Below are 14587 nucleotides of genomic sequence, written 5' to 3'. Positions count from 1 at the left end.
ACTCAACCCGCCGGGGTCTGCCGGTTCCAGCTGTACTCCGTCTCCGGCCGGCCGCGGGCGCCGTAGCGGGCGCCCCGGGTGATGACACCGTCGGCGGCGAGATGCTCGAGGTAGCGGCGGACCGCCACGCGGGACATGCCCAGATGCTCCGCCGCCTCGCTCGCCGACAGGGGCCCGGCGGCGCGCAGTGCGGCGGCCACCCGGTCGAGCGAGGCGGCGGACAGCCCCTTCGGGAGCGGGATGCTGCCGGTCGCGCGGCCGAGCAGGGCGTCGATCTCGGCCTGCGTCGCCTCGCCGTCGGTGGCACGGGCCTGTTCCCTGTGCTCCCGGTACGCGGTGAGGCGGTCCCGGAACACCGCGAACGGGAACGGCTTGACGAGGTACTGGTACACCCCGAGCGCGGCCATCTGGCGGACGGTGTCCGCGTCGCGCACGCCGGTGATCGCGATGACGTCCACCGCCGCAGCGCGGGCGCGCAGCGTGCGCAGCACGTCGATGCCGGAGCCGTCGGGCATCGTGATGTCCAGCAGCACGAGGTCGAACGCCCGCGTCGCGGGCTGGTCCAGCACGGCGGCGACGGCGGCGCGGGCGCCGGTGCACTCGCCGGCGACCTCGAAGCCGTCCAGCCGCTCCAGGTACGAGCGGTGCAGCTCCAGTGTCAGCGCGTCGTCGTCGACGAGCAGCGTGCGGATCACGGTCGCCCCCTTCCCGCGGCCGGGAGCGTGACGCGGAACGTCGTGGGATCGTCGAGGATCTCCACGGACCCTCCCGCCTCGGCGACGACCGAGCGCACCAGGGCGAGCCCCACGCCGCGGCCCTGCGCCCCGGCCGGCTTGGTGGAGAAGCCGTGCTCGAAGATCTTCTCCCTGAGCGCCGCGGGGACGCCGGCGCCGCTGTCCGCGACGTCCAGGATCACGCCGCCGCTCGGCGACCGCCGCAGCACGACCTCGACCCAGCGGTCCTCGACCGCGCCGGCGGCGTCCATCGCGTTGTCGATGAGGTTGCCGAGCACCGAAACGCTGTCGACCGCCGAGAGCGCGGAGCGCGGGGCCTCCGGATCGATCCGCAGGCGCCAGTCGATGCCGCGCTCCTTCGCCTGAGCGGACTTCCCGAGCAGCAGCGCCCCGACGGCCGGATCGCCGTGGCGCCGGGCGGTGACCTGGTCGACGAGCGACTGGCTCTGCCGCGAGGTCTCGGTGAGGATCTCGATGGCCTCCGGCGTGCGGCCGAGCTCCAGCAGGGCGACGGCGGTGTGCATCCGATTCCCGTGTTCGTGGGTCTGGGCGCGCAGAGCCTCGCCGAGCGTGCGGATCGATTCGTAGGAGGAGACCGCGTCACGCACCTGGCCGGGCGGGAGATCTCCCGCGATGCGCCGCGTGATCCGGCCGGCGAACCAGGCGCCGAGCGCCCCGAGCGCCACGAGCACCGCGGTGATGACGAGCGACAGCGGCAGCCGCCGCAGCAGGGTGTCGGTGATGGACTCCGTGGTGACGCCGGCCGCGACCCAGCCGACCGCGGCGCCCGCGGCATCCGGCACCGGCACGATGGTGCGCACCGAGGGCCCGAGCGTGCCGGTGAACACCTCGGTGAGCGGACGCGGCTCGTCGGGGATGGTCCCGAGGTACCTCTCACCGATCTGCGACCCGTCCGGATGCGTGACGCGGATGCCGTCGAGCGTCATGATCGTCACGAAGTCGAGACCGGCATCCTCGATGACCGAGAGGGCGTACGGCTCGAGAGTCAGGGTCGCCGCATCCCGATCCCCTGTGGACAGAGCGGATGCCACGCCGGGAGCGCTCGCGATCGCCACGGCGGCGGCCGACGTGACGCGCTCCGCTTCGGCACGCACCGCCCGCTGCGCCTCGACGACGAGGAACGCGGCGACCAGTGCGGCGATCATCAGTGAGGCGGCGATCAGCACCACGAAGACGCGCGAGGCGGTGCTGCGCGCGCGGGGAGTGCTGGTCATGGCGTCCGGGTCCTCTCTCGTGCGCCGGAAGCTCCGCCGGCGGAGGCAAGCGCCGGCGCTCACCGGGCCGACGACCAATACGACCACAAATCGCGCCCGTCCGGGAAGTCGGGGAGCGTGGATCCATCGGCGGCGAGGCAGCCGCCCGTCATGACACGACGACGTTCATGTACAAGGAGGAACGATGGCCATCACGACAGGGTTCACACTTCCGGGGTTCCACTGGCGGCGGGGCAAGCAGGCCTGGGACCGGCACACCTGGCTCTACGTCTCGGTGCTCATCGCCGTGGTGCTCGGCGCCGCGGTCGGGCTGATCTGGCCCGAGGTCGGCCAGGGCTTCGAGGCGCTCGGAAAGGGCTTCGTCGCCCTCATCAAGATGATGATCGCCCCGATCATCTTCTGCACCATCGTGGTCGGGGTCGGCTCGATCGCGAAGGCGGCGACGGTCGGCCGGATCGGCGGGCTCGCGCTGCTCTACTTCATGATCATGTCGACCTTCGCCCTCGCGATCGGCCTCCTCGTGGGGAACGTCATCCACCCGGGGTCCGGGCTCGACATGGCCGGCGCGACCTACGACACCAGCGCCGCCGGCGAGGCGAAGACCACCCAGGAGTTCGTGCTGGGCATCATCCCGGCGACCTTCTTCTCGGCGTTCACCGGTGAGAGCGTCCTCCAGGTGCTGTTCATCGCGCTGCTGGTCGGCTTCGCGCTGCAGGGGCTCGGCGAGCGCGGCGCGCCCATCATGGAGGCCGTCAAGCATCTCCAGAAGCTGGTCTTCCGCATCCTCGGCATGATCCTCTGGCTCGCTCCGCTGGGAGCGTTCGGCGCCATCGCCGCCGTCGTCGGGAAGACGGGCGTCGCCGCGATTTGGAGCCTCGGCATCCTCATGGTCGCTTTCTACATCACCTGCATCGTCTTCATCGTCCTGGTCCTGGGCGGTCTGCTCTGGGCGGTGACCCGGGTGAACATCTTCAGCCTGATGCGCTACCTCGGCCGGGAGTACCTGCTCATCGTCGGCACCTCGTCCTCCGAGTCCGCGCTGCCCCGGCTCATCGCGAAGATGGAGCATGTCGGCGTCTCCAAGCCGGTCGTCGGCATCACCGTCCCCACCGGATACTCCTTCAACCTGGACGGGACCGCGATCTACCTGACCATGGCCTCGCTGTTCATCGCCACCGGCATGGGGCAGCCGATGTCGATCGGCGAGCAGATCGGCCTCCTCGTCTTCATGATCATCGCGAGCAAGGGCGCGGCCGGGGTCACCGGCGCCGGTCTCGCGACCCTGGCCGGCGGCCTGCAGGCCTATCGTCCCGACCTCGTCGACGGCGTCGGCGTGATCGTCGGCATCGACCGGTTCATGTCCGAGGGGCGCGCGCTGACCAACTTCACCGGGAACGCCGTGGCCACGCTCCTGATCGGCACCTGGACCCGGCAGATCGACCGGGACCGTGTGCGCGAGGTGCTCGGCGGTCGGCTGCCGTTCGACGAGTCGCAGCTCGACGGCGTCGACGACCACGGCGGCAGCGCGCCCCAGGTCGAGGGCGTCCAGGAGCTGGGGGACGCCGCCCTCGCCGAGATGTCGGCGAAGCAGGAGCGGGCGCGAGAGCGCGCCGGCATGATCTGAGCGGGATGCTGAGGGATGCGGGGGCCGGCGCGACAGGCCCCCGCATCCGTGCGGTCAACCGCTCTTGCGTCGGAACTCGCGTCGCGTCTGCGGGGCGTGCGTGCCGTGGACGGCGGAATCGCCGTCCAGGTGGGCCTCGCCCGTGCGGTGGTGCGCGTTCTTCTTCTCGAGCGCTTCCTTGAACTTGCGCTTCATCTCCTCGGCGGAGGCGGCGCCTTCTTCGGTGCTCATGACCGTCAGCCTATGGCACGCTCACTGCGGCCGGACGGTCACCCTCGGCTCCTGCGTGTCAGCAGGTCGATGCACGCCCCGAGGGCGAGCGCGACGCCGATCGACACGATGACCGCCACCGCAGGACCGCCGGGCAGGATCGCCGCGATGAGCGCGCCGAGCGAGGCCTGGTACGCGGCCCATCCGACGGCGGCGGCCGAGACGAGCGCCAGATAGCGCGGCGGATGGATCCTGGATGCACCGGCGACGAGATTGATCGCGAGCCGGGCGAAGGGGACGAAGCGCGCCGTGAACAGCACGGTCGCCGTCCCGGTGTCCAGCCGGCCGCGCGCCCACTCCAGGGCCCGGCGCACCGCGGCGGTCCGCATCCAGCGCCAGCGTTCGGTGCCCACCGTCCTCCCGACCAGGTAGCAGGCCGCGTCCCCCGCTGCCGCGGCGGCACCGGCGCACGCGATCACGGCCCAGAGCGGGGGAGCGCCGGAGGAGACCGCCAGCGCCCCCAGCGCCGTCACCGCGATCTCGCCGGGGACGACCACGAAGAAGGCGTCGCCGAGCACCAGGAGGCTCATCACGGCGAGAGCCCATGGCGTGGCGAGCACGTCGGTCAGCACGGCTCCAGCATGCGCGCCGGAGGTGAACGGCAACCAAAGAACGGATAGCCGGTGACCGGCACTCCAGCATCCGGTGAACATCTGGTTGACCCGGCCGATTCCGGTGATCGGCGTGACGCGGCGCCGTCATCCTGAGGGGGTGAGAGTCGCGATCGTGACCGAATCCTTCCTTCCGCACATGAACGGCGTCACCGGATCCGTCTTGCAGATCCTGCGGCACCTCGAACGCCGCGGTCACGAGGCGCACGTGATCGCCCCCGACGCCGCCGGCATCCCCGAGCGGATCCACGGGTCCGCGATCGAGGCGATCCCCAGCATCGCGCTCCCCGGGTACCGGAACGTGCGCGTGGGCACCTCGCCGGCGCATCGCGTCGCCGCCGGGATGCGCCGGTTCCGCCCCGACGTCGTGCACCTCGCCTCGCCGTTCGCACTCGGGTGGCGCGGGGTGCTCGCCGCGGACCGCCTCGGCGTGGCGTCTGTCGCCGCCTACCAGACCGACGTCGCCGCGTACACGGAGCGATACCGGGTCGCGGCGACGACGGGGATCGCACAGGCCCACATCGCCCGGCTGCACCGCCGCGCCACCCTCACCCTCGCACCGTCCGCCGAGTCCGAGCAGCAGCTGCGGGCGCTCGGCGTCGACCGGCTGCGCAGATGGGGCAGGGGCGTGGATGCCGAGCGCTTCCAGCCGGCGCGGCGCAGTGCGGAGCTCCGCGCGACCTGGGGCGGCGATGTCGTGATCGGCTACGTCGGCCGGCTGGCGCCCGAGAAGCAGGTGGAGGACCTCTCCGTCCTGCAGGACATCCCCGGAACGCGCCTGGTGATCGTCGGGGGCGGTCCGAGCAGAGCACGCCTGGAGGCGCTGCTGCCGCGCGCGCTGTTCCTCGGCCATCTCGACGGCGACGCGCTCGCCGCAGCCATGGCCTCGTTCGATCTGTTCGTGCATCCGGGGGAGAGCGAGACGTTCGGTCAGACCCTGCAGGAGGCGCACGCGAGCGGAGTGCCGGTCGTCGCCACCGGACGCGGCGGCCCGCTCGACCTCGTGCGCATGGGGATCGACGGCTGGCTGTACCGGCCGGGCGACCTCCAGGATCTCCGGATGCGCGTCGCCGACCTCGCCGGCGACGCCCGCAAGCGCCGCGCCCTCGGCGAGGCGGGACGGGAAGCCGTGCAGGGGCGGAGCTGGGCGAGCGTCTGCGATCAGCTCCTGGAGCATTTCGAGGAGGCCAGGGCGCTCCGCGGCGTCGACGGGATGCTCCGCGCTCGCCGCGGCATCCGCCCCGAGCCCTCCGTCGCCGTCGGGCCGCGGCGCTGGCACCGTTACGTCGCCCTCGGGGACTCCCTCACTGAGGGGCTGTGCGACCCGGCTCCGGACGGGGCTCTCCGGGGATGGGCAGATCGTCTCGCGCTCCTCCTCGCGGCCAGGGGAGGCCTCCGTTACGCCAACCTCGCGATCCGCTCCAAGCGGGTCTCGGACGTCTGCGGAACCCAGCTGGATCGTGCGCTGGAGCTGCGACCGGACCTCGCCTCGATCCTCATCGGCGCGAACGATCTGGTGAAGCGCCGTGTCGACGTCCCGTCGCTGGCTGCCCGCGTGGAGGAGGCCGTCGTGCGGCTGCGCGGGATCGGCGCCGACGTCGTGCTGGTCACGCCCTTCCTCCCGGGACGTCGCGCGGCCTGGATCTACACGCGTCGCTTCTCGGAGTTCGCGACGGCGCTCGCCGGCGTGGCAGAGCGCACCGGAGCGATCCTCATCGACACCGACCTGCATCCGTCGCTGCGGGAGCGGGCGAACTGGGGCGAGGATCTCGTGCACCTCAGCAGCCGAGGGCACCGGTTCCTCGCGTACCGGGCCGGGGAGGTCCTCGGCGTGCCGCACGCGGACGCCCTCGGCGCGCTGGATGCGGCTCTGCACGAGCACGAGCAGATCAGCGCCGGGCTCTGGTGGCGGCGCCACGCCCTCCCGTGGGTCTGGCGTCGTCTGCACGGACGCACCGCCGGCGACGGCCGCGCCGCCAAGCACGAGGACTACGTCTACCTGGGACGCACGCCCAGCCGGAGCGGCGCCGAGGTGCGGTGAGACCCGATGCCGCTTCCGCTCCTCGTAATCGGGGTGCGCTGGTAGGCTGATCCGGGTCGGCCTGTGCCGACCTGACAATTTCACATCGACTCACGGAGCGATCGGCGGAGAAGCTGGTCCCCTGTGGTGGGTTCCTCGGCAGGCGATGTCGGGTGGCTTTCTACTGGTGGCCAGCGCAGGCGAGATTCGCGGGAGTGCCCGCGCGCCCGAACCCTGCCGTCCCGCTCCTTCTGAACACGCTCGCGCGTCATACGGACTCGCGAGTCTAAACAAAGAAGGAGAGACCTCTTGGAAGGTCCTGAAATCACCGCCACCGAGGCCGTTCTCGACAACGGCCGCTTCGGCACCCGCACCGTCCGCTTCGAGACCGGCCGCCTCGCGCAGCAGGCTCAGGGCGCCGTCGCCGCCTACCTGGACGGCGAGACCATGCTTCTCTCGGCCACGAGCGCGAGCAAGAGCCCGCGCGAAGGCTTCGACTTCTTCCCGCTGACCGTCGACGTCGAGGAGCGCTCCTACGCCGCCGGCAAGATCCCCGGTTCGTTCTTCCGTCGCGAGGGCCGCCCCTCCACGGAGGCCATCCTCGTCTGCCGCCTGATCGACCGTCCGCTGCGCCCGTCGTTCGTCGACGGCCTGCGCAACGAGGTCCAGATCGTCATCACCGTCCTGTCGATCGCTCCGGGCGAGTTCTACGACGCCCTCGCGATCAACGCGGCCTCCGCCTCCACCCAGATCTCGGGTCTGCCGTTCTCCGGCCCGATCGCCGGCGTCCGCCTGGCGTTCATCCCGGGTCACGGCGAGCACGCCGACCAGTGGGTCGCGTTCCCGAACGTGGAGCAGGTCGAGCAGGCCGTCTTCGACCTCGTCGTCGCCGGTCGCGTCGTGACCAAGGCCGACGGCACCGAGGACGTCGCGATCATGATGGTCGAGGCCGAGGCGACCGAGGGCAGCTGGAACCTGATCAAGGCCGGCGCCACCAAGCCGAACGAGGAGATCGTGGCCCAGGGCCTCGAGGCCTCGAAGCCGTTCATCGCCCAGCTCGTCAAGGCTCAGGCCGAGCTCGCGGCCACCGCGTCGAAGGAGCCGGGCGTGTACCCGGTCTTCCTGCCCTACAGCGAAGAGGTCTACGACTTCGTCGCCGGGCGCGCGTACGACGAGCTCGTCGGCGTCTACCAGATCGCCGACAAGGCCGAGCGCCAGAACGCCGACGACGCGATCAAGGACCGCGTCAAGGCCGAGCTCATCGCCGCCGTCGAGGCCGGCGAGCTGCCCGCCGGCGCGCCGATCGAGTTCTCCGCCGCCTACAAGTCGGTCACCAAGAAGATCGTCCGCGGACGCATCCTCACCGAGGGCGCTCGCATCGACGGACGCGGCCTGGCGGACATCCGCCCGCTCGACGCCGAGGTGCAGGTCATCCCGCGCGTGCACGGCTCCGCGATCTTCCAGCGCGGCGAGACCCAGATCATGGGCGTCACCACGCTGAACATGCTCAAGATGGAGCAGCAGATCGACTCGCTGTCTCCGACCACGAGCAAGCGCTACATGCACCACTACAACTTCCCGCCCTACTCGACCGGTGAGACCGGTCGTGTCGGTTCGCCGAAGCGTCGCGAGATCGGGCACGGCTTCCTCGCCGAGCGCGCCCTCGTGCCGGTGCTGCCGAGCCGCGAGGAGTTCCCCTACGCGATCCGTCAGGTGTCCGAGGCGCTCGGCTCCAACGGCTCGACCTCGATGGGCTCCGTCTGCGCATCCACCCTGTCGCTGCTGAACGCCGGTGTGCCGCTGCGCGCACCCGTCGCCGGCATCGCGATGGGCCTGGTGTCCGACGAGGTCGACGGCGAGACCCGCTACGCGGCGCTCACCGACATCCTCGGCGCCGAGGACGCGCTGGGCGACATGGACTTCAAGGTCGCCGGCACGAGCGAGTTCGTCACGGCCATCCAGCTCGACACGAAGCTCGACGGCATCCCGTCGTCGGTGCTCGCCGGCGCGCTGACCCAGGCCCGCGACGCCCGTCTGACGATCCTCAACGTGCTGAACGCCGCGATCGACGCTCCCGACGAGATGGCGCCGACCGCGCCGCGCGTCATCAGCGTGCAGATCCCGGTCGACAAGATCGGCGAGCTGATCGGCCCGAAGGGCAAGACGATCAACGCGATCCAGGACGAGACCGGCGCGCAGATCTCCATCGAGGAGGACGGCACCGTCTACATCGGCGCGACCGACGGTCCGTCGGCCGAGGCCGCCCGCGCCCAGGTCAACGCGATCGCCAACCCGACCAACCCCGAGGTCGGCGAGCAGTTCCTCGGCACCGTCGTGAAGATCGCCACCTTCGGTGCGTTCATCTCGCTGCTGCCCGGCAAGGACGGTCTGCTGCACGTCACCGAGGTGCGCAAGCTCGCCGGTGGCAAGCGCGTCGAGAACGTCGAGGACGTGCTCTCGGTCGGCCAGAAGATCCTCGTGAAGATCACGAAGATCGACGACCGCGGCAAGCTGTCGCTCGAGCCCGTGCTCGATGACGCACCGGCTGCCGACGCAGCTCCCGTCGAGGAAGTCGTCGCCGAGTAATCAGCGCTCTCGCACCGGAACCCGGGTCCGTCCGCACTGGACGGGCCCGGGTTCCGTCGTATCCGATGTGACCAAACTGTTACGGGAAGTTTCCGCGCCGTTCCCGGTATTGGCCGGACCGTTCGCGGATGTCCCTTACCCTCGAAGTACGCACCGGGGGGTGCAGTTGGCAGCAGTGACGCGGATCGGGACGCACCGATCGACGCGGGGGTGAAGAGATGCGGTTGTTCGGCGTAGGCGCAGGAGCGTCGGCTGAGCGTGCGCAGAGCGAGGCTGCGGAGCATCCGTCGGCCCCCATCCCCATCGTCGGCCCCGGCGTGGGGGAGAGCATCCGAGTGTCCCTGGGCGAGACCGGATTCGAGACCTTCCCGCTGATGCTCGGCGCCGCGGAGTTCGGCTGGAACGTCGACCTCGAGACGAGCCATGGCATCCTGGACCGCTACGTAGAGTTCGGCGGCAACGCCATCCACACCGCGGACGGCTTCTCCGGCGGGCGCAGCGAGCACATCATCGGCCAGTGGCTGCGCTCCCGCGGGCACCGCGACCGCACGGTCCTCAGCGTCAGGGTCGGTGCGCACGCGGACAACCCCGGCCTGGGCTCAGTGAATCTCGTCCGCGCCGTCGAGGGCTCGCTCACGCGACTCGGCGTCGATCGGATCGACGTGCTGTACCTGGACGCGACCTTGGACGCGACGACGAACCTCGAAGACACCCTCGCCACCGTGGAGTGGCTGGTCGAGGCCGGGAAGATCCGCTCCGTCGGCGCTTTCGGGTTCGCCCCGGAGCGTCTCGTCGAGGCGCGCATCCTCGCCTCCGCGGGCTATCCGCGCATCGAGGTGATCGATGCGCCGTACAACCTCATCCGCCGTCAGCCGTTCGAGGGCGACCTGCGACTGGTCGCCGGTGCGCAGAACCTCGCCGTCACCCCGTCGCATGCGCTCGAGCACGGGTTCCTCTCCGGACGGCACCGGAGCAAGGCGCTCACCTCTCCCGGCGTGCGCGGCGAGCAGCTCCGCGGACACCTCAACCGCCGGGGCATCAAGATCCTCCGTGCGCTCGACCATGTGGCCAGCGAGCTGTCCGTGCCGGTTGCGGCGGTCTCGATCGCCTGGCTGCTGGCGCAGCGCACGATCGCCGCGCCGATCGTGAACACCTTCGCGACCGAGCATGTCGACGAGCTCATGCAGGGCGCCGGCGTCTCGCTCTCGCGTGCCCAGATCGCCGATCTCACTCGCGCCGGCAACTGAGCGTCGTCGCATCCCTGCCGTCCACCTGTCATAGGGTGGAGGGGAGCCCGGCAGATGCTGGCGATGAAGCGAGCGAGTTGTGACGCACTACATATATCTGGTCAGACATGGTGAACATCAGGATGCCGAGCACGGCCTCGCCGACGGACCCCTCTCGCCGCGGGGGCAGCGCCAGGCCGAGCTGATTGCCGACCGCCTCTCCGGCCTCCCGCTGGACGCCGTCTGGCATTCCCCGCTGCTGCGGGCCAACGAGACCGCGCGTGCGATCTCGGCGCGGCTCCCCTCGGTCGACCCCGAGCCGACGGCGCTGCTGTTCGACTGCGTGCCGACCGGCATGACCGAGGAGACGCCGGCCGCCTTCGAGCCGTTCTTCGGCTCCGTCACCGATGCCGAGATCGAGGCAGGGCGGGCGCAGATGTCCGACGCGGTGAACGAGTTCCTGGTGCGGAAGACCGGGGAGGTGCACGAGGTGCTCATCACGCACAACTTCGTGATCTCGTGGTTCGTGCGCGAGGTGCTCGGCGCACCGGAGTGGCGCTGGATGACGCTCAACCAGGCGCACTGCGGGCTCACGGTCATCGCGCAGAAGCAGGGGCGTCCCTGGACGCTGCTCACCCACAACGACACCGGTCACCTGCCCGTGGAGCTGCGCACCGGCGTGCCCGACGCGCTGCCGGTCTGAGGCGGGCGACTCGCGGCGTCTCGGCCTCCGCCTGCTGAATAGACTGGTTCCATGACCACGCAGGTAGCACTCGTCGGCGGCACCGGGAAGCTCGGTACGATCATCCACGCGGTGATCGACGAGCTCGAAGGATTCGAGGTGAGCCGCGTCCTCGGGTCTGCGAACGACCTCTCCGAGATCGAGGGCGCCGACCTCGTCGTCGACGCGAGCACGCCGCAGATCAGCATCGACGTGGTCCGCGCGGCAGTCGAGCGCGGCATCAACGTGCTCGTCGCGACATCCGGCTGGTCGGCGGAGCGGATCGCGCTCGTGCGTCCGCTCGTCGAAGCGGCCGGCACCGGCGCGGTCTTCATCCCGAACTTCTCCCTGGGCTCGGTCCTGGGGTCTGCGCTGGCGGCCGCCGCTGCGCCGTTCTTCGGTTCGGCCGAGATCGTCGAGGCGCACACCGACACCAAGATCGACTCCCCGAGCGGCACCGCGGTGCGCACCGCCGAGCTCATCGCCGCGGCGCGCGCGGAGCAGGGGCCGGTGAGCGCTCCGCACGCGGATCAGCGCGCCCGCGGCCAGCAGGTCGGCAGCGTGCCGATCCACTCTCTGCGCCGTCCCGGCGTGGTGGCGAAGCAGGAGGTCATCCTGTCGGGGCCGGGGGAGTCCCTGACCTTCACGCACGACACGGTCGTGCCCGCGCTCGCCTACGCGCCCGGCATCCGCCTCGCCGTGCCGTACGCTCTGAACGCGACGGGCATCGTCATCGGCCTGGAGAACATGATCGACATCGGCATCCGCGCATGATGTCGCGCATCGGCGTCGGCGTCATGGGCGCCTGCCTCGCGCTGTACCTCATCGTCGTCGGGCAGCGGGCCGTGCTCATGATCGGGACGGGCGAGCCGATCGCCGTGGGCATCGGGGTGGCGCTCATCGTGATGCCGCTCATCGGCGCTTGGGCTCTCTACCGCGAGCTGAGATTCGGCCTCGCCGCCGATCGTCTCGGCCGCTCTCTCGACGCGGAGGGCGGCATGCCGGTCGCGGAGACGGAGCTCACGCCGAGCGGACGGATCGCCAAGGCCGACGCCGATCCGCTGATCGCCCGGTATGCGCAGGAGGCCGATGCGGCGCCCGCGGACTGGCGTGCACGCTACCGTCTGGGTGTGGTGCAGGATGCGGCGGGGCGTCGCAAGGACGCCCGCGCCAGCATCCGTGAGGCGATCCGCCTCTCGCAGGGCTGATCAGGCGAGCGTGGCCTCGATGGTGATCTCGATGCTCAGCGCCTGAGACACCGGGCAGCCGGCCTTGGCGTCGTTCGCGATCTCCTGGAACCTCTCCGGCGTGATCCCGGGAACCACGGCGTTGACGTTGAGGTGGCTGCCGGTGATCCCGGTGCCGGGCTTGAACGTCACGGACGCGGTGGTGTTCACGCTCTCCGGCGGGGTGCCGTTCTCGGCCAGCGCCAGGGAGAACGCCATGTTGAAGCACGAGGCGTGCGCGGCGGCGATCAGCTCCTCGGGGGTCGTGGTGGTGTCGCTGCCCTCGCTGCGCGCCTTCCAGTTCACGGGGAAGGTGCCGAGGTTGGAGGAGGAGAAGGCGACGGTGCCGGAGCCCTCGAAGAGCGAGCCTGCCCAGGTGCTGTGGGCTTCGCTGGTGACAGTCATTGTTCCTCCGGTTCTCGCGCTGCCCTGGCGGCAGCGTCGCGTCCTGGCAAGCCTATCCAGCGGCGGGATGCGAAGGAACAGCGATCAGGACGCGGAGGCTGTGCGGCCGAGGAGACCCGCCCGCTGCAGGAGCAGGTAGAGCTGGCAGCCCAGGCAGAACGCGAAGGCGGCGTTGAGGAAGGCGGCGAGGAATGCGGCGGCGGTCGCGATCGGCAGCGCCCACGGCACACCGAGGAGGTGCAGCACCAGGCCGACACCGACGACGACGAGCCCGACGACCTGCGAGAAGCGCGGCGGGCGCGGGTCCTCGAGCTCGGCCGGGGGAGTCAGTCGCGGCTGCACGGCGCTGCGGAACAGCGCACCCCAGGGTGCGGTGCGCGGGGAGAGCGCGCTCCAGAGGAACAGCAGCGCGATCACGACGGAGAGCAGGAAGGCAGGATCGGCCACGCGCTGCGCGAGCGAGGCGGATGCCGCCGCCGGCGCGGTGCCGATCAGGCCGAGGAACGTCGCGACCAGTGCGAGGACGGCCGTGATCGCGGCGGCGAACCGCGGACCGCGGGGGTCGATTCCGGCGGGAGAGGACATGTCTGCTCCTGTCTTCGCGCCTCAGACGGCGGCGAGGGCCTCGGTGAGCGCGTGCCGGTGCGGCACGCCGTGGAAGCGGGCGCGGACGGCGCCGGTGCCGTCGACGACGAAGGTGGTCGGGGTCTGCAGCACGTGATAGCGGGCCGAGAGGTCGGGGCGGTGGGTGAGGTCGACCTCGACGTGGTCGAGCCCGTCGTGACCGGCGGCGAAGCCGCTCAGCATCCGCCGCACCTGCGGGCAGCGCGCGCACATCTCGGTGCTGAACTGCACCAGGGTCGCCCTCGTGCCCAGGGCCGCCAGGTCGGCGTCGGCCGGATCGAACCGGAGGTGACCGCCGCCCCGGCGCCGGCCGTCGAGGAGCCGCAGCAGCAGGCCGACGACCACCGCGAGCGCGAGCAGCGCTCCGGCGATGGAGAGGGCCAGGACGGGCGACATGGGACGAGGTTACGTCCGCTCCGGGGGTGGAGGGGCCGATGTTTCCGAGCATGACGGAAAGCGCCGGCGCGTGGCGGGGCGGGTAGTCTGGCAGACATGAGCGCAGCCGTCCCGACGCCGTATGAAGACCTGCTCCGCGACGTGCTGGAGACCGGCACGCACAAGTCGGACCGCACCGGGACGGGGACCACCAGCGTCTTCGGCCGCCAGATCCGCTTCGACCTGTCTCAGGGGTTCCCCCTCATCACGACGAAGCGCGTGCACTTCAAGTCGATCGCCTACGAGCTGCTCTGGTTCCTGCGCGGCGACTCCAACGTGCGCTGGCTCCAGGAGCACGGTGTCACCATCTGGGACGAATGGGCGGATGCCGAGGGCGACCTCGGGCCCGTCTACGGCGTGCAGTGGCGCAGCTGGCCCACTCCCGACGGCGAGAGCATCGACCAGCTCTCGCAGGTCATCGACCAGATCCGGCGGACCCCCGACTCGCGTCGGCTCATCGTGTCGGCCTGGAACCCCGCCGACATCCCCGACATGGCCCTCGCCCCGTGCCACGCGCTGTTCCAGTTCTACGTCGCCGACGGCCGTCTCTCCTGCCAGCTCTACCAGCGCAGCGCCGACCTCTTCCTCGGCGTGCCGTTCAACATCGCCTCGTATGCGCTGCTGACGCTGATGATCGCGCAGCAGGTCGGTCTCGAACCCGGCGACTTCGTCTGGACCGGCGGCGACTGCCACATCTACGACAACCACGTCGAGCAGGTGCGGGAGCAGCTGAGCCGCGAGGCGTACCCCTACCCGACGCTGCGCTTCGCCCGGAAGCCGGAGTCGATCCTGGACTACCGCTACGAGGACTTCGTCGTCGAGGACTACCAGCACCACGCACCGATCCGCGCGGCGGTGGCAGTATGAGCG

Annotated in this window: 15 protein-coding genes; 8 read left to right on the top strand and 7 right to left on the bottom strand. The window is 70.9% G+C overall.

Going from position 1 to position 14587, the window contains the following annotated elements; all coding sequences use genetic code 11:
• Window positions 1-2 precede the first annotated feature (2 nt).
• Together G6G98_RS03655 and G6G98_RS03650 are read right to left on the bottom strand one after the other, a co-directional pair.
• On the bottom strand, window positions 3-695 hold the full coding sequence (locus G6G98_RS03655; RefSeq protein WP_067351126.1) for a response regulator: 693 nt from the start codon (window positions 693-695) through the stop codon (window positions 3-5).
• Window positions 692-1969 carry a sensor histidine kinase gene (locus tag G6G98_RS03650; protein WP_067351129.1) on the bottom strand — a complete coding sequence of 426 codons (1278 nt, stop codon included), beginning with the start codon at window positions 1967-1969 and terminating at the stop codon, window positions 692-694. Before G6G98_RS03650 ends, G6G98_RS03655 begins: the two co-directional genes overlap by 4 nt.
• A 184-nt stretch (window positions 1970-2153) precedes the next feature.
• Between G6G98_RS03650 and G6G98_RS03645 the strand changes: the two genes are divergently transcribed.
• A complete protein-coding gene (locus G6G98_RS03645; RefSeq protein ID WP_067351133.1) occupies window positions 2154-3593 on the top strand; it encodes a cation:dicarboxylate symporter family transporter in 1440 nt (479 codons plus the stop codon).
• A 54-nt stretch (window positions 3594-3647) separates the two neighbouring features.
• Here G6G98_RS03645 and G6G98_RS03640 read toward each other — a convergent pair whose 3' ends face one another.
• Window positions 3648-3824 carry a DUF5302 domain-containing protein gene (locus G6G98_RS03640; RefSeq protein WP_164233668.1) on the bottom strand — a complete coding sequence of 59 codons (177 nt, stop codon included), beginning with the start codon at window positions 3822-3824 and terminating at the stop codon, window positions 3648-3650.
• A 38-nt stretch (window positions 3825-3862) separates the two neighbouring features.
• Complete coding sequence (locus tag G6G98_RS03635) at window positions 3863-4435, bottom strand: DedA family protein (protein ID WP_243841989.1); 573 nt, start codon at window positions 4433-4435, stop codon at window positions 3863-3865.
• A 154-nt stretch (window positions 4436-4589) separates the two neighbouring features.
• Here G6G98_RS03635 and G6G98_RS03630 point away from each other — a divergent pair, with 154 nt between their 5' ends.
• From G6G98_RS03630 to G6G98_RS03605, 6 genes are all read left to right on the top strand, one after another.
• On the top strand, window positions 4590-6515 hold the full coding sequence (locus G6G98_RS03630) for a GDSL-type esterase/lipase family protein (protein WP_243841988.1): 1926 nt from the start codon (window positions 4590-4592) through the stop codon (window positions 6513-6515).
• 288 nt (window positions 6516-6803) lie between these two features.
• A complete protein-coding gene (locus G6G98_RS03625; protein WP_067351137.1) occupies window positions 6804-9080 on the top strand; it encodes a polyribonucleotide nucleotidyltransferase in 2277 nt (758 codons plus the stop codon).
• Between the two features lie 218 nt (window positions 9081-9298).
• The gene (locus tag G6G98_RS03620) at window positions 9299-10327 is read left to right on the top strand and encodes an aldo/keto reductase (protein ID WP_067351139.1); all 1029 of its coding nucleotides are present in this window, start codon (window positions 9299-9301) and stop codon (window positions 10325-10327) included.
• 79 nt (window positions 10328-10406) lie between these two features.
• Window positions 10407-11009 carry a histidine phosphatase family protein gene (locus G6G98_RS03615; RefSeq protein WP_067351143.1) on the top strand — a complete coding sequence of 201 codons (603 nt, stop codon included), beginning with the start codon at window positions 10407-10409 and terminating at the stop codon, window positions 11007-11009.
• Window positions 11010-11060: 51 nt separating this feature from the next.
• On the top strand, window positions 11061-11801 hold the full coding sequence (gene dapB, locus G6G98_RS03610; RefSeq protein WP_067351146.1) for a 4-hydroxy-tetrahydrodipicolinate reductase: 741 nt from the start codon (window positions 11061-11063) through the stop codon (window positions 11799-11801).
• Window positions 11798-12235, top strand: a complete 438-nt coding sequence (locus G6G98_RS03605) for a hypothetical protein (RefSeq protein ID WP_067351148.1) — start codon at window positions 11798-11800, stop codon at window positions 12233-12235. Before dapB ends, G6G98_RS03605 begins: the two co-directional genes overlap by 4 nt.
• Here the strand turns inward: G6G98_RS03605 and G6G98_RS03600 are convergent, their stop codons facing one another.
• From G6G98_RS03600 to G6G98_RS03590, 3 genes are all read right to left on the bottom strand, one after another.
• Window positions 12236-12658, bottom strand: a complete 423-nt coding sequence (locus G6G98_RS03600; protein WP_067351151.1) for an OsmC family peroxiredoxin — start codon at window positions 12656-12658, stop codon at window positions 12236-12238.
• Between the two features lie 84 nt (window positions 12659-12742).
• A complete protein-coding gene (locus G6G98_RS03595; RefSeq protein WP_067351155.1) occupies window positions 12743-13243 on the bottom strand; it encodes a DUF4395 family protein in 501 nt (166 codons plus the stop codon).
• Window positions 13244-13264: 21 nt separating this feature from the next.
• A complete protein-coding gene (locus tag G6G98_RS03590; protein ID WP_067351157.1) occupies window positions 13265-13678 on the bottom strand; it encodes a thioredoxin family protein in 414 nt (137 codons plus the stop codon).
• 96 nt (window positions 13679-13774) lie between these two features.
• Between G6G98_RS03590 and G6G98_RS03585 the strand changes: the two genes are divergently transcribed.
• The gene (locus tag G6G98_RS03585; RefSeq protein ID WP_067351161.1) at window positions 13775-14584 is read left to right on the top strand and encodes a thymidylate synthase; all 810 of its coding nucleotides are present in this window, start codon (window positions 13775-13777) and stop codon (window positions 14582-14584) included.
• The last annotated feature ends 3 nt before the right edge of the window (window positions 14585-14587 follow it).

It is taken from the genome of Microbacterium hydrocarbonoxydans, assembly GCF_011752045.1.
GTDB lineage: Bacteria > Actinomycetota > Actinomycetes > Actinomycetales > Microbacteriaceae > Microbacterium.
The sequence above is the reverse complement of the archived record's forward strand: the minus strand, read 5'-3'. Positions and strand labels throughout refer to the sequence as shown.

Coding starts and splice junctions, on each gene's coding strand:
- G6G98_RS03650 (WP_067351129.1), bottom strand. CDS start 1,969: ATGACCAGCACTCCCCGCGCGCGCAGCACCGCCTCGCGCGTCTTCGTG.
- G6G98_RS03645 (WP_067351133.1), top strand. CDS start 2,154: ATGGCCATCACGACAGGGTTCACACTTCCGGGGTTCCACTGGCGGCGG.
- G6G98_RS03640 (WP_164233668.1), bottom strand. CDS start 3,824: ATGAGCACCGAAGAAGGCGCCGCCTCCGCCGAGGAGATGAAGCGCAAG.
- G6G98_RS03620 (WP_067351139.1), top strand. CDS start 9,299: ATGCGGTTGTTCGGCGTAGGCGCAGGAGCGTCGGCTGAGCGTGCGCAG.
- dapB (WP_067351146.1), top strand. CDS start 11,061: ATGACCACGCAGGTAGCACTCGTCGGCGGCACCGGGAAGCTCGGTACG.
- G6G98_RS03605 (WP_067351148.1), top strand. CDS start 11,798: ATGATGTCGCGCATCGGCGTCGGCGTCATGGGCGCCTGCCTCGCGCTG.
- G6G98_RS03600 (WP_067351151.1), bottom strand. CDS start 12,658: ATGACTGTCACCAGCGAAGCCCACAGCACCTGGGCAGGCTCGCTCTTC.
- G6G98_RS03595 (WP_067351155.1), bottom strand. CDS start 13,243: ATGTCCTCTCCCGCCGGAATCGACCCCCGCGGTCCGCGGTTCGCCGCC.
- G6G98_RS03590 (WP_067351157.1), bottom strand. CDS start 13,678: ATGTCGCCCGTCCTGGCCCTCTCCATCGCCGGAGCGCTGCTCGCGCTC.
- G6G98_RS03585 (WP_067351161.1), top strand. CDS start 13,775: ATGAGCGCAGCCGTCCCGACGCCGTATGAAGACCTGCTCCGCGACGTG.